Here is a 13,718-nt window from a genome sequence, read left to right as displayed (position 1 = left end):
CGCGCTGCGTTGTCTGCAGCAGAGAAACGAGATTATGCAGAGCTTTCTTCGTTTCGTCAACCGTTTGCAGCAATCTTTTTTGCTGCCGTCAGCGCTGCAAACCTCGCTGCGCTAACCTCCCGGCCGACCCCGCAACCCTTGCTGCGCCCGCCTTGCAGGGGCCGCGTTGTGTTGCGAGGGGGCGAATAGTAGGCCGGTTTCGCCGCCCTTGCAACACCTTTGTCACGGCGATGCGCTAAACGTTCCCGCGGTTCTCGCGTAAGGCCTTGAACGGCAAGGGGAAATCGCCTCGGCACGTGACGGAAACGGAGCAATACCCCTGCTCGACCCTCGGGTATTCCCTGATTCCAGCGCTTAACGGTGCTGGAAATTCGGGCTGCGCTTCTCGACAAAGGCGGCCATACCCTCCTTCTGGTCTTCGGTGGCGAAGGTGGCGTGGAACAGGCGGCGCTCGAAGTGCACGCCCTCTGCCAGCGTGGTCTCGTAGGCGGCGTTGACCGATTCCTTGATCATCATGACCACCGGCAGCGAGAACCCGGCGATGGTCTCGGCCGCCGCCAGCACCTCGTCCAGCAGCTTGTCGGCGGGCACCACTCGCGACACCAGGCCGGAGCGCTCGGCTTCGGCGGCGTCCATCATGCGCGAAGTCAGGCACAGGTCCATCGCCTTGGCCTTGGACACGGCGCGCGGCAGGCGCTGTGTGCCGCCCGCGCCGGGCATGGTGCCGAGCTTGACCTCGGGCTGGCCGAATTTGGCCGAGTCCGCGGCGATGATGATGTCGCACATCATCGCCAGCTCGCAGCCGCCGCCCAGCGCATAGCCGGCCACGCCCGCGATCACCGGCTTGCGGATCTTGCGGATGGTTTCCCAGTTGCGGGTGATGTAGTCGCCCTTGTAGACGTCCATGAAGGAGTACTTGGCCATCATGCCGATATCGGCGCCGGCGGCGAAGGCGCGCTCGCTGCCAGTGATGACGATGGCGCCGATACCTTCATCCTGGTCGAACGCGGTCAGCGCGGCGCCCAGTTCATCCATCAGCGCATCATTGAGCGCATTCAGGGCCTTAGGGCGGTTCAGCGTGACCAGGCCAACGCGGCCGCGGGTCTCGACCAGGATGTTTTCGTACGGCATGTCTTCTCCTATCTGTGTGTGGTCAGGCGGATGGCGTGTCGCCACCGGCTGCGGGCTATTCTGCCATCGGTTACGGCGTGACGGCGCCGGCTAGAGCATGTGTGCCAGGAATTCGCGGGTGCGCGCGTGGGCCGGCGCGCCGAACACCTCGCCCGGCGGGCCTTCCTCGAGAATCCGGCCCTCGTCCATGAACACGACGTGGTTCGCCACTTCCCGCGCAAACCCCATTTCATGGGTGACGACGAGCATGGTCATATGCTCCTCCGCCAGTTGACGCATGGTGCGCAGCACCTCGCCGGTCAGTTCCGGGTCCAGCGCGGAAGTGGGCTCGTCGAACAGCATGATGTCAGGTTCCATCGCCAGTGCGCGCGCGATCGCCACGCGCTGCTTCTGGCCGCCGGACAGCCGCGCCGGATAGCTGTCGCGCTTGGCCAGCAGGCCGACCTTGCGCAGCAGTTCCTCGGCCTTGGGGATCACTGCATCGCGCCGCAGCCCCTTGACCGTCACCGGCGCCTCGATGATGTTCTGCAGCACCGTCATATGAGGAAACAGGTTGAACGACTGGAACACCATGCCCATCTTCCGGCAGATGCGGCGCACTTCGGCGTCCGCCACATAGCGGGCCGCGCCGTCGGTGCCGGCTGAGGCCAGCGTCTCGCCCTCGATGTGCAGGGTGCCGCGGTCGATCACCTCGAGATGGTTCAGGCAACGCAGCAAAGTGCTCTTGCCCGAGCCCGACGGGCCGATCACCGCGGTGACATCGCCCTTGCGCAAGGTCAGCGAAACGCCGCGCAAGACCTGCAACGGCCCGAACGACTTGAAGATGTCCCGTGCCGCGATCATGACGCCGGGCGCATCGTGGGAAGGGGCGCCGGTCGGGCTAGTCATCATGTTTGGCATAGCGTTTTTCGAGATTCTGGAAGAACCAGGTCAGAATCAGCGTCATCACCAGATAAAACAGCGCGGCGACGAGGAAAGGCGTGGTGGTGAAATCGCGCTGGACGATGCCGCGCGCGGTGCGCAGGATGTCGTTGAGCGCCAGCACGTAGATCAGCGAGGTGTCCTTGATCAGCGTAATGGTTTCATTGCTGACCGGCGGCAGCACGCGGCTGACCATCTGCGGCAGCACGACGCGCCGCATGGTCTGGAAATAGGTCATGCCCAGCGCCTTGCTGGCCTCGTACTGGCCGCGGTCGACGGACTTGATGCCGGCGCGGAAGATTTCCGCGAAGTACGCGGCGTAGTTGAGCGCGAAGGCCACCACTGCCGCGGGAAAATCAGGCAGCCGCACGCCGATGACCGGCACGAACGGCAGCGCGAAATAGATAAACAGCATCTGCAGCATCAGCGGCGTGCCGCGCATCAGCCAGATATAGCCGTTGACCAGGCCGCTCAGCAGCGGCCATGACGAAATGCGTGCCAGTGCCAGCGCAAGCCCGAGCGGCACCGACAGGGCGAGCGTGATGGCGAATAGCGTCAGCGTGACTTTGGCACCCTGCGCCAGCGGCAGCAGAAGAGATAAGACGTAATCCATGCTCGCGCGTACAGAAGGAGGTAAGGCCTCCGGGAAGCCCGGCGAACGGGTCCGGAGTTGGCGTGCCCCTCGCCTGAGCCGCGAGGGACGTCACGCCAGGTCTGGATTACTTGGTGATGTCGGCGCCAAACCACTGGGTGGCGATACGCGCGGCGGTGCCGTCCTGCTTCATCGACGCCAGGGTCTGGTCGAGCTTGCCGAGCAGTTCGGCGTCATCCTTGCGCACGCCGACGCCGTAGTCCTCGGTGCCGAAGTTCTCTTCCAGCACGCGATATTCGCCGGCACGCTTGCTGATCAGGTAGCGGCCCACCACTTCATCCACCACGATCGCGTCGAGGCGGCCCGCCGACAGGTCCATCAGCGCCGTCACGTTATCGCCGAAGGTCTTCAATTCCTTCAGGCTCGCGGCAATCTGGCTTTCCTTCTTGATGGCATCCACCGCGCTGCTGCCGTCCTGCGCGCCGACGGTGCGGCCAGCCAGGTCAGCCTTGGCCTTCACCGGCGACTGGGCGCCGACGATCACGATCTGGTGGTTGGTCATGTAGGGCGCGGTAAAGCTGATGTTCTTCTTGCGCTCTTCGGTGATGGTCAGACCGTTCCACAGCACGTCGACGCGCTTGCCGTTCAGCTCCGCCTCCTTGGCGCTCCAGTCGATCGGCTTGAATTCGACCGTCATGCCGAGACGGCGGCTGGCCTCCTTGGCCATGTCGATATCAAAGCCGACCAGTTCGTTGTTGGCATCGCGGAAACCCATCGGCGGGAAATTGTCGTCCAGGCCCACGATGATCCTGGCGGCGGTATCCGTGCCGGCAGCCGGCGCGGGGGCGGATTCTTTCTTGCCGCACGCGGCGAACAGCGCGACGGACGAGATCAGGAGCAATGCGGCGAACTTCTTCATAGGATTTCCAATACGGATGGGAGAGAAAGCGCGCGCCGGGCTTCGCTTGCGCAGGCCGGCGGTTTTCAGATTGTTGTTGGCAGCGCGATTATAGAGCGGTGTTGCCGGCCGGCATTGCGGAGCGGCCGGCATTCGCGCCAATCTCGCCACACCCGCGGGTAAAAATTAATGCTAAGATTTGCCGACCGACTGGTCGGTTTATTTTAGAGGCATCAGCCCGCACCGACAGCCCGTCCCGGAGTCATCGATTCCATCCGGCAGGAGACAGCCATGCCCCCGACGTCCACGCCCGCTGGCCAGCCGGTCAGCATCGAGAGCGGTCCTATCCTGCTGGCCTGGCAGGGGCCGGTCGCGATCATCACGCTCAATCGTCCCGACAAGCTCAACAGCTTCACCCGCGCCATGCACCAGGCGCTGCAGCAAGCGCTCGACCACGTCGAGGCCGGCGGCGCCCGGACCCTGCTGCTGACCGGCGCGGGCCGCGGCTTCTGCGCCGGCCAGGACCTGGCTGACCTGGATTTCACGCCCGGACAGATGACCGACCTGGGCGAGCTGATCGATACCTGGTTCAATCCGCTGATCCGCCGTTTGCAGGCCCTGCCGCTGCCGGTGGTGGCGGCGGTCAACGGCACCGCGGCCGGTGCCGGCGCCAACCTGGCGCTGGCCTGCGACATGGTGCTGGCGGCACGCTCCGCCAGCTTTATCCAGGCCTTCGTCAAGATCGGGCTGGTGCCGGATTCGGGCGGCACCTGGCTGCTGCCGCAGCGCATCGGCATGGCGCGCGCCCTGGGCCTGGCCATGACCGGCGAGCGCCTGAGCGCCGAGCAGGCCGAAGCCTGGGGCCTAGTCTGGCAGACCATGGACGATCCGCTGCTGCCGGAACAGGCGCTGGCGCTGGCCACGCACCTGGCCGCGCAGCCGACGCGCGCGCTGGCAGCGATCAAGCGCGCCATGTATGCCAGCGCCACGGCCACGCTCGACGCCCAGCTCGACCTCGAACGCGACCTGCAGCGCGAGCTTGGCCAGTCCGCCGACTATGCCGAGGGCGTAAACGCCTTCCTCGCCAAGCGCGCCCCGCACTTCACCGGCAAGTAGACCGCGGGCCCTGCGCCCGCATCCCCGACAGGAGACCAGCTTGAAACAGGACCCCCAGGCCCTCGCGGAAGCCGCCGCGGCGGCGATGTATGACGCCGACACCTGCAGCCGCTGGCTGGGCATCACGGTCGACGCGGTGCGGCCGGGCTATGCGCGGCTGACCATGCCGGTGCGCAAGGAATTCCTCAACGGTCACGGCATCTGCCATGGCGGCCTGATGTTTACGCTGGCCGATTCGACCTTCGCTTTTGCCTGCAACAGCCATAACATCAACACCGTGGCGGCCGGCTGCAGCATCGAGTTCCTGCGGCCCGTGCATGGCGGCGACGTGCTCACCGCCGAGGCCACCGAGCAGGTCCTGTCGGGCCGGCACGGCATCTACGATATCCGCGTAACCAATGCCGCGGGCCAGGTGGTGGCGATGTTCCGCGGCAAGTCGGCGCAGATCAAGGGACACGTGGTGCCGCCGCCCGAAGCGACCGAAGGCGCCTGAGCCAGCCCTGGCAAGATACTGACGATAAACGCCACCCCGTGCAGGAGACCCCATGAGCACGCGCCTGACCGATCTGCCCCTGGACCCGATCGAGACCGCCAGCCACGCCGAGCTGCAGGCCTTGCAGCTGGAGCGCCTGAGATGGTCGCTCCACCACGCCTACGCCAATTCGCCGGTCTACCGGCGCAAGTTCGACGAAGCCGGCGTGCATCCGGACCAGCTGCAATCGCTGGCCGATTTGGCCCGCTTTCCGTTCACCAGCAAGCAGGACCTGCGCGACAACTACCCGTTCGGCATGTTCGCGGTGCCGCAGGACCGCGTGGCGCGCATCCATGCCTCCTCGGGCACCACCGGCAAGCCCACCGTGGTCGGCTACACGCTGCAGGACATCGACAACTGGGCCACGGTGATGGCGCGCTCGATCCGAGCCTCGGGCGCGCGGCGCGGCGACAAGGTGCATATCAGCTACGGCTACGGACTATTCACCGGCGGTCTGGGCGCGCACTACGGGGTCGAGAAGGCCGGCCTGACCGCGATCCCGTTCGGCGGCGGGCAGACCGAGCGGCAGGTGCAGCTGATCCAGGACTTCAAGCCGGAAGTGATCATGGTGACCCCCAGCTACATGCTGGCGATCGCCGACGAGTTCGAGCGCCAGGGCATCGATCCGGCCAGCACCTCGCTGCGCGTGGGCATCTTCGGCGCCGAGCCGTGGACGCCGGAGATGCGGCTGGCGATCGAAAAGCGCATGGGCATCTCCGCGGTCGATATCTACGGGCTGTCGGAGGTGATGGGGCCCGGCGTCGCCAACGAATGCGCCGAGACCAAGGATGGTCCCACCATCTGGGAAGACCACTTCTACCCCGAGATCATCGACCCCGACACCGGCGCGGTGCTGCCCGACGGCGAGTTCGGCGAGCTGGTGTTCACCTCGCTGACCAAGGAAGCGATGCCGGTGGTGCGCTACCGTACGCGCGACCTGACCCGGCTGCTGCCGGGCACGGCCCGCGCGGCATTTCGCCGCATGGAGAAGGTCACCGGCCGCACCGACGACATGATGATCGTGCGCGGCGTCAACGTGTTCCCGTCGCAGATCGAGGAACTGATCCTCAGGCACGCCGAGCTGGCGCCGCACTACCAGTGCGTGCTGGCCAGGGAGGGCCACCTGGATACGCTGACGGTGCGGGTCGAATGCGCGCATGGCAGCGACACGGCGCTGGCGCACCCCGCGCGCGAGCGGCTCGCGCACGAGATCAAGTCTTATATCGGCGTGACCGCGGGGATCGAGGTGCTGCCGGAGGGCGGGATCGAGCGGTCGGTCGGGAAGGCCAAGCGGATCGTGGATCAGCGCAGGCGCTGAATCGCCGATCTTGTTCCCCTCGCCCGCTTGCGGGAGAGGGGGCACTCCGTGCTGGCTGCTAGCTTCGCGGCATCAGCACCCACATCCTGCCGCCCTGCTTCATCCGTCCGGCGGTCTCGCCGGCGGCATCGCCGGCGCCCCAGAAGAAGTCCGCACGCACGCCGCCCTTGATGGCGCTGCCGGTATCCTGGGCGAACATCAGGCGCTGGATCGGCTCGGTCGACAGCGGGCGCGTGGTCGACAGGAACACCGGCACGCCCAGCGGGATCGTGGCCGGGTCGACCGCGATCGAGCGCTCCGCGGTCAGCGGCACGCCCAGCGCGCCCACCGGGCCGTCGTTGTTGGGCGGCAGCTCGCGGAAGAAGACAAAGCGCGGGTTGATGTTCAGCATCTCTTCGACCCGGCCCGGGTTGGCGCGTGCCCAGGCCTTGATGCCCTGCATGGTGGCCTGGGCCGGGGTGATCTCGCCGCGATCGAGCAGCCACTTGCCGAACGAGCGGAACGGCTGGTCGTTGGTGCCGCCGAAGCCCACCCGCATCATGCTGCCATCCGCCATGCGGATGCGGCCCGAGCCCTGGATCTGCAGGAAGGCGGCCTCGACCGCGTCGTCGACCCAGACCAGTTCGTTGCCGCGCATGGCCGGGTTCTGCAGCAGTTCGGCGCGCGCCGGCAGCGGGCGGTTGCCGAACTGCGCCGGCTTGCGGTACAGCGGCACCTGGAACTTGCCCTGGCGCGTGCGCGAGCCATGCAGGATGGGCTCGTAGTAGCCGGTGATCAGGCCGCTGTCGGTGCCGTCGCCGTTGACCACCCGATACGGCTGGAAGTTGCTTTCGAAGTACGCGCGCATGGCGTTGATGTCGCCGGCATTGACCATCATGCCGGCGGCGCAGGCGCGGCTCCATTCCGCGCGCTTCTTCAGCGCCTGGCAGCTTTGCTGCAGCGCCGGCCAGGCGGCGCGCACATCATCCTGGGCCCAGCCGCCGATCTCGGCCCAGCTGGCGGCCTGCAGCCGGCCCTTCTGCGACGACGCCGTCGGCGGCGTGGTGCCGGACGGGGTGGTCTCGATGCGCGGCGGCGGGCCGCTCATGCAGCCGGCCAGCAGCACCGCGGCGCCGGCCAGCGCAAGCCAGCCGCGCAGGCGGCGCCGGTGCAGGGAAGAAACCTCGGAAACGTGGGAAGTCGGGAAAGCGTCCGCGTATGCCATCTTGCTATTGTTCAAAGTCCTGGAGGCGCGGCCTGCAGGCGCAATCCGCCGGAATGCCCCTACAATGCCACCGTCATTCTCAAACCATCGCCTGCGCCCCCGCGGGCCGCGCTGCATCCGCCATGAGCAAGTTCTTCGAAGCCCATCCCATGCTGCTGTTCGCCCTGGAAGCCGGCGTGGCGCTGTTCCTGCTGATCTTTATCGTGGTCTGGACCATGGGCACGGCGAAAAAGCATCCGCGTCCCACCCGCGCGCCGTCGGAACACCCGTCGCGCCAGCAGCCGGCGCAGGGAGACGCGCAAGCGCCGCAGCAGGATCAGGACAACGCGCCGCGCCCGTAGGTTCCCGGCACGCTCAGTGCAGCATGCGCGGCAGCACCAGCGCGAATTCGGGAATCGGCACCTCGAAGCGGTGGCCGTCCTCGGCCACGCAGAAGTATTCGCCCTTCATCGAGCCCACCGGGGTCGAGATCGTGGCCCAGCTGGTGTACTCGAAATGCTCGCCCGGCTTGAGCAGCGGCTGGTGGCCGACCACCCCCAGCCCGGCGACTTCCTGCGTGCCGTTGTCGCTGTCGGTGATGATCCAGTGACGCGAGATCAGCTGTGCCGCGACCTCGCCGGTATTGTGGATGGTGATGGTGTAGGCGAAGGCATGGCGCCCGCGCTCGGGGTCGGACTGGTCCGGCAGGTACTGGGTGCGCACCGACACGGAGAAGGCGTACTCGCTCATTTGGGCAGGGCCGGCGGCGGGATCGGCCGGCAGGGAAATGGGTAGCCGCATTGTGCGGGATGGGCGCGGGACGGGCAAGAGCGCGGGCCCGGTGCCGGCCGGACGCGCTTGCCCCGGGCGGGCGTAGAATAGCGGTCTTTCAACGCCGTGCGGCCGCCGCCTGCGGCGATAACAGCATTCCCTGCATTCACCGCGCGCCACCATGACCCAGCCCACCTTCCGCATCGCCCCTTCCATCCTGTCCGCCGACTTTGCCCGCCTGGGCGAGGAAGTGCGCCGCGTGACCGAGGCTGGCGCCGACTGGATCCATTTCGACGTGATGGACAACCATTACGTGCCCAACCTGACCGTGGGTCCGCTGGTGTGCGAGGCGATCCGTCCCCACGTGAGCGCCCCCATCGACGTGCACCTGATGGTGCGCCCGGTGGACCGGATCATCCCGGACTTTGCCAAGGCCGGCGCCAATATCATCACCTTCCACCCGGAGGCCAGCGAACACGTCGACCGCTCGCTGGCGCTGATCCGCGATCACGGCTGCCAGGCCGGCCTGGTGTTCAACCCGGCCACGCCGCTGCACCACCTCGACCACGTGATGGACCGCCTGGACGTGATCCTGCTGATGTCGGTCAACCCCGGCTTCGGCGGCCAGTCGTTCATCCCCGAGACGCTGAACAAGCTGCGCGCCGTGCGCGAGCGCATCGACGCCTACACCGCGCGCACCGGCCGCACCATCCTGCTGGAAGTCGACGGCGGCGTGAAGGTTGACAACATCGCCGAGATCGCCCGGGCCGGCGCCGACACCTTCGTGGCGGGCTCGGCCGTGTTCGGCAAGCCCGATGCCGACGGCGGCTACCGCGGCATCATCTCGGCGCTGCGCGGCGAACTGGCCAAGGCCGGCCAATGAGCGCGGGCGCGGTGCTGCGCCGCGCCGACTGGCGCGGCATCGAAGGCGTGATCGTCGACCTGGACGGCACCATGGTCGACACCGCGGGCGACTTCCACGCCTCGATCAACGCCATGCTGCTGACGCTGGGCCGCCAGCATCCCAACCTGGGGCCGGTGGCGCCGATGTCCGAGCAGGAAATCGTCAGCTACGTCGGCAAGGGTTCGGAAAACCTGATCCGGCGCGTGCTCGACGCGCGCTTTTCGCCGCTGCACGCCAACGGCCTGTTTGCCGATGCCTACGCGCTCTACGACCGCGAATACATCCGCATCAACGGCCAGTTCTCGCAGGTCTACCCGGGCGTGCGCGAAGGCCTGGCAGCGATGAAGGCGGCCGGGCTGCGGCTGGCCTGCGTGACCAACAAGCCCTACAGCTTTACCGAGCCGCTGCTGGCCAAGACCGGGCTGGCCCAGTATTTCGAGCTGGTCTATGGCGGCGATGCCTTCCCGCTGCGCAAGCCCGACCCGTTTCCGCTGCTGAAGGTGGCCGATGCCTTCGGGCTCGAGCCGTCGGCAATGGCGGCGCTGGGCGACTCCGAAAACGACGCCCGGGCGGCCCGCGCGGCCGGCATGGGTGTGCTGCTGGTGCCCTATGGCTACAACCATGGCAACCCTGTACAAGGCGTCGACGCCGATGGTATAGTCGACTCCATTGCCCATGCCGCAGCGCTCTTTGCCGCACACTGGGCCGGTCATCGATAGTCCGTCGATCCCGACCAAATCCTGAACTTCAATGTTTCTCAACCGCAAACGCATCTCTTCTGGCAGTGATCGGCAGGCCTGGCCCTGGCGTCGCTGGCGCGCCTCCCAACAGGCGTAAAGTGCGTTCGCGAGTCTGCTGACACGCCTTCGATTCGAAGGCGTCGCCACCACCGGCCCAGGCGACCAGCCATGCCGGGCATCATCACCCAAACCCGCCGAAAGCCAGCGTAGCCATATTTCTCTGCTACGTTTAGCTCAAGAACGCGCCGCGCGCCCTCTTTCCGGCCGTGTGCAGCCTTGTCCGCAAGCTTGCCGCACCACGGTCCGCAACCGGGGCGGAACTCCCTTACGCTCCAGCCCACTCTGCCGACAAGCGGCACCGCGCCAGGCCATCGCCCGCGGCGCGGGCCGAACAAGAGGACCGACATGACCGAACTGGAATTCAAATCGCTGGCCGACCAGGGCTACAACCGCATCCCGCTGATCGCCGAGGCCTTTGCCGACCTGGAAACGCCGCTGTCGCTGTACCTGAAGCTGGCCCAGTCGCAGACCCGCGGGGTCAACACCTTCCTGCTGGAATCGGTGGTGGGCGGCGAGCGCTTCGGCCGCTATTCCTTCATCGGCCTGCATGCGCGCACGCTGCTGCGCGCCTACGGCAACCGCACCGAGGTGGTGACCGACGGCAAGGTGGTGGAAACCCACGAAGGCAATCCGCTCGATTTCATCGCCGCCTTCGAGCAGCGCTTCAAGGTGGCGCTGCGCCCTGGGCTGCCCCGCTTCTGCGGCGGCCTGGCCGGCTACTTCGGCTACGACGCGGTGCGCTATATCGAGAAGAAGCTGGCCCATACCCAGAAGCCCGACGACCTGAACCTGCCCGATATCCAGCTGCTGCTGTGCGAGGAACTGGCGGTGATCGACAACCTGTCGGGCAAGCTCTACCTGATCGTCTACGCCGACCCGACCACGCCCGAGGCCTATTCGCGCGCGCGCCAGCGCCTGCGCGAGCTGCGCATGAAGCTGCGCCAGCCGGTCGACGTGCCGGTGACCAGCCCGTCGGTGCAGACCGAGGTCTACCGCGAATTCGCCAAGGCCGATTACCTGGCCGCCGTGCACAAGGCCAAGGAATACATCATGGCCGGCGACATGATGCAGGTGCAGATCGGCCAGCGCCTGGTCAAGCCGTACCGCGACGCGCCGCTGTCGCTGTACCGCGCGCTGCGCTCGCTGAATCCGTCGCCGTACATGTACTTCTACAACTTCGGCGACTTCCAGGTGGTGGGTGCGTCGCCGGAGATCCTGGTGCGGCAGGAGCAACGCAAGGTCGGCACCAACGGGGACACCCGCAGCGAACACATCGTCACCATCCGCCCGCTGGCCGGCACGCGCCCGCGCGGCAATACCCCGGACAAGGACGCGCAGCTGGCCACCGAGCTGCTCAACGACCCGAAGGAAATCGCCGAGCACGTGATGCTGATCGACCTGGCGCGCAATGACATCGGCCGCATTGCCGAGACCGGTTCGGTCAAGGTCACCGACAAGATGGTGATCGAGAAATACTCGCACGTGCAGCATATCGTCAGCTCGGTCGAAGGCACGCTGCGCGAGGGCATGAGCAACCTCGACGTGCTGCGCGCCACTTTCCCGGCCGGCACGCTGTCGGGCGCGCCCAAGGTCCATGCGATGGAGATCATCGACGAACTTGAGCCGCGCAAGCGCGGCATCTATGGCGGCGCGGTGGGCTACCTGTCGTTCGGCGGCGAGATGGACCTGGCCATCGCCATCCGCACCGGCATCGTCAAGGACGGCAACCTCTATGTGCAGGCCGCCGCCGGCATCGTCGCCGACTCGGACCCCGAAGCCGAATGGAGGGAAACCGAGGCCAAGGCGCGCGCCGTGATCCGCGCCGCCGAGCAGGTCCAGGATGGCCTGGACTCCGACATCTGACAGAACAGGAGACAGACGCCATGCTGCTGATGATCGACAACTACGATTCGTTCACCTACAACCTGGTCCAGTACTTCGGCGAACTGGGCGTGGACGTGCGCACCTATCGCAACGACGAGATCACCATCGAGGAAATCGAGGCGCTGAAGCCCGACCATATCTGCGTGTCGCCTGGCCCGTGCAGCCCGAAGGAGGCCGGCATCTCGGTGGCGGCGCTGCAGCACTTCGCCGGCAAGATCCCGATGCTGGGCGTGTGCCTGGGCCACCAGGCCATCGGCGAGGCCTTCGGCGGCAAGGTGATCCGCGCCAAGCAGGTGATGCACGGCAAGGTCAGCACCATCGAGACCACGCAACAAGGCGTCTTCGCCGGGCTGCCCAGGCACTTCGACGTGACGCGCTATCATTCGCTGGCGATCGAGCGCGAGACCCTGCCCGATTGCCTGGAGATCACCGCCTGGACCCCGGACGGCGAGATCATGGGCGTGCGCCACAAGACGCTCGCCGTCGAAGGCGTGCAGTTCCATCCCGAGTCGATCCTGTCCGAGCACGGCCATGCGATGCTGGCCAACTTCGTCAAGGCGCCGCGATGAGACTGCTCGATTCCGCGCCCGCCAGCCCTCATCACGCCATCCAGACTGTCAACGAGAACGCCATGATCACGCCGCAAGAAGCCCTGACGCGCTGTATCGAACACCGCGAAATCTTCCATGACGAAATGCTGCACCTGATGCGGCAGATCATGCAGGCGCAGATCTCGCCGGTGATGGCCGCCGCGATCCTGACCGGGCTGCGCGTCAAGAAAGAAACCATCGGCGAGATCTCCGCCGCCGCGCAGGTGATGCGCGAGTTCGCCAACAAGGTGCCGGTGAAGGATCGCGAGAACTTCGTCGATATCGTCGGCACCGGCGGCGACGGCTCGCACACCTTCAATATCTCGACCGCGTCGATGTTCGTCGCCGCCGCCGCCGGCGCCAGGATCGCCAAGCACGGCAACCGCGGCGTCAGCTCCAAGTCGGGCAGCGCCGACGTGCTGGAGGCGCTCGGCGTCAACATCATGCTGACGCCCGAGCAGGTCGGCCAGTGCATCGAAGAAACCGGCATCGGCTTCATGTTCGCGCCCACGCACCATCCGGCGATGAAGAACGTCGCGCCGATCCGCAAGGAAATGGGCGTGCGCACCATCTTCAATATCCTGGGCCCGCTGACCAACCCGGCCGATGCGCCCAACATCCTGATGGGCGTGTTCCATCCCGACCTGGTCGGCATCCAGGTGCGCGTGATGCAGCGCCTGGGCGCGCAGCACGCCATCGTGGTCTACGGCAAGGACGGCATGGACGAGGTCTCGCTGGGCGCCGCGACGCTGGTAGGCGAACTGAAGGACGGCGAAGTGCGCGAGTACGAGATCCACCCCGAAGACTTCGGCCTGTCGATGATCTCCAACCGCGGCCTCAAGGTGGCCGATGCCGCCGAGTCCAAGGACATGCTGCTCGAGGCGCTGTCCAACGCGCCGGGCACGCCGCGCGAGATCGTGTCGCTGAATGCGGGCACCGCGCTGTACGCCGCCAACGTGGCGGACTCGGTCGAGGACGGCATCCGCCGCGCGCGCGAAGCCATCGCCAGCGGCGCGGCGCGGCAGAAGCTCGACGCCTTCGTGCGGGCCACCCAGCAGTTCAAGTAAGAGACGCCGAT

Annotated in this window: 15 protein-coding genes; 9 read left to right on the top strand and 6 right to left on the bottom strand. The window is 66.7% G+C overall.

Annotated features, from left to right (window positions below):
• Positions 1-354: 354 nt before the first annotated feature.
• The 4 genes from C7416_RS27375 to C7416_RS27360 all read right to left on the bottom strand — a co-directional run bounded on the left by C7416_RS27375 (position 355) and on the right by C7416_RS27360 (position 3,563).
• Positions 355-1,131, bottom strand: coding sequence for an enoyl-CoA hydratase (locus C7416_RS27375; RefSeq protein WP_111521782.1), 777 nt, complete (start codon positions 1,129-1,131; stop codon positions 355-357).
• A gap of 90 nt (positions 1,132-1,221) precedes the next feature.
• Entirely contained in the window at positions 1,222-1,974 is a 753-nt protein-coding gene (locus C7416_RS27370; protein WP_111521781.1) for an amino acid ABC transporter ATP-binding protein, read from the bottom strand.
• A 37-nt stretch (positions 1,975-2,011) separates the two neighbouring features.
• Positions 2,012-2,665, bottom strand: coding sequence for an amino acid ABC transporter permease (locus C7416_RS27365; RefSeq protein ID WP_012353984.1), 654 nt, complete (start codon positions 2,663-2,665; stop codon positions 2,012-2,014).
• Between the two features lie 106 nt (positions 2,666-2,771).
• Positions 2,772-3,563 carry an amino acid ABC transporter substrate-binding protein gene (locus tag C7416_RS27360; protein WP_111521780.1) on the bottom strand — a complete coding sequence of 264 codons (792 nt, stop codon included), beginning with the start codon at positions 3,561-3,563 and terminating at the stop codon, positions 2,772-2,774.
• 270 nt (positions 3,564-3,833) lie between these two features.
• Here C7416_RS27360 and paaG point away from each other — a divergent pair, with 270 nt between their 5' ends.
• The 3 genes from paaG to paaK are packed head-to-tail and all read left to right on the top strand — an operon-like array spanning position 3,834 to position 6,508.
• Positions 3,834-4,658 (top strand): 2-(1,2-epoxy-1,2-dihydrophenyl)acetyl-CoA isomerase PaaG, encoded by an 825-nt coding sequence (gene paaG, locus C7416_RS27355; RefSeq protein ID WP_111521779.1) that lies wholly within the window; start codon positions 3,834-3,836, stop codon positions 4,656-4,658.
• 40 nt (positions 4,659-4,698) lie between these two features.
• Entirely contained in the window at positions 4,699-5,151 is a 453-nt protein-coding gene (gene paaI / locus C7416_RS27350) for a hydroxyphenylacetyl-CoA thioesterase PaaI (protein WP_181461329.1), read from the top strand.
• Between the two features lie 52 nt (positions 5,152-5,203).
• Positions 5,204-6,508: a phenylacetate--CoA ligase PaaK gene (gene paaK, locus C7416_RS27345; RefSeq protein ID WP_111521778.1), complete on the top strand. Its 1,305-nt coding sequence runs from the start codon at positions 5,204-5,206 to the stop codon at positions 6,506-6,508.
• A 58-nt stretch (positions 6,509-6,566) separates the two neighbouring features.
• On the opposite strand, the gene mltA is transcribed toward paaK, so the two are convergent.
• Positions 6,567-7,712, bottom strand: a complete 1,146-nt coding sequence (gene mltA / locus C7416_RS27340) for a murein transglycosylase A (RefSeq protein ID WP_111521777.1) — start codon at positions 7,710-7,712, stop codon at positions 6,567-6,569.
• A gap of 122 nt (positions 7,713-7,834) precedes the next feature.
• On the opposite strand from mltA, the gene C7416_RS27335 reads away from it, so the two are divergent.
• Positions 7,835-8,053 carry a hypothetical protein gene (locus tag C7416_RS27335; RefSeq protein WP_111521776.1) on the top strand — a complete coding sequence of 73 codons (219 nt, stop codon included), beginning with the start codon at positions 7,835-7,837 and terminating at the stop codon, positions 8,051-8,053.
• A 13-nt stretch (positions 8,054-8,066) separates the two neighbouring features.
• On the opposite strand, the gene apaG is transcribed toward C7416_RS27335, so the two are convergent.
• Positions 8,067-8,441 carry a Co2+/Mg2+ efflux protein ApaG gene (apaG, locus tag C7416_RS27330; RefSeq protein ID WP_012353991.1) on the bottom strand — a complete coding sequence of 125 codons (375 nt, stop codon included), beginning with the start codon at positions 8,439-8,441 and terminating at the stop codon, positions 8,067-8,069.
• Between the two features lie 202 nt (positions 8,442-8,643).
• Here apaG and rpe point away from each other — a divergent pair, with 202 nt between their 5' ends.
• The 5 genes from rpe (at position 8,644) to trpD (ending at position 13,707) form a co-directional block, all read left to right on the top strand.
• Positions 8,644-9,345 (top strand): ribulose-phosphate 3-epimerase, encoded by a 702-nt coding sequence (gene rpe, locus C7416_RS27325; RefSeq protein WP_111521775.1) that lies wholly within the window; start codon positions 8,644-8,646, stop codon positions 9,343-9,345.
• Positions 9,342-10,085 carry a phosphoglycolate phosphatase gene (gene gph / locus C7416_RS27320; protein WP_111521774.1) on the top strand — a complete coding sequence of 248 codons (744 nt, stop codon included), beginning with the start codon at positions 9,342-9,344 and terminating at the stop codon, positions 10,083-10,085. Before rpe ends, gph begins: the two co-directional genes overlap by 4 nt.
• A gap of 426 nt (positions 10,086-10,511) precedes the next feature.
• Positions 10,512-12,029 carry an anthranilate synthase component I gene (gene trpE / locus C7416_RS27315; RefSeq protein WP_111521773.1) on the top strand — a complete coding sequence of 506 codons (1,518 nt, stop codon included), beginning with the start codon at positions 10,512-10,514 and terminating at the stop codon, positions 12,027-12,029.
• A 20-nt stretch (positions 12,030-12,049) separates the two neighbouring features.
• Positions 12,050-12,619, top strand: coding sequence for an aminodeoxychorismate/anthranilate synthase component II (locus C7416_RS27310; RefSeq protein WP_111521772.1), 570 nt, complete (start codon positions 12,050-12,052; stop codon positions 12,617-12,619).
• A 62-nt stretch (positions 12,620-12,681) separates the two neighbouring features.
• Complete coding sequence (gene trpD, locus C7416_RS27305; RefSeq protein ID WP_035848310.1) at positions 12,682-13,707, top strand: anthranilate phosphoribosyltransferase; 1,026 nt, start codon at positions 12,682-12,684, stop codon at positions 13,705-13,707.
• Positions 13,708-13,718: the final 11 nt, after the last annotated feature.

The organism is Cupriavidus phytorum (genome assembly GCF_003254285.1).
GTDB classification, from domain to species: Bacteria; Pseudomonadota; Gammaproteobacteria; order Burkholderiales; family Burkholderiaceae; genus Cupriavidus; species Cupriavidus phytorum.
This window is presented reverse-complemented; position numbering and strand designations above follow the sequence as displayed.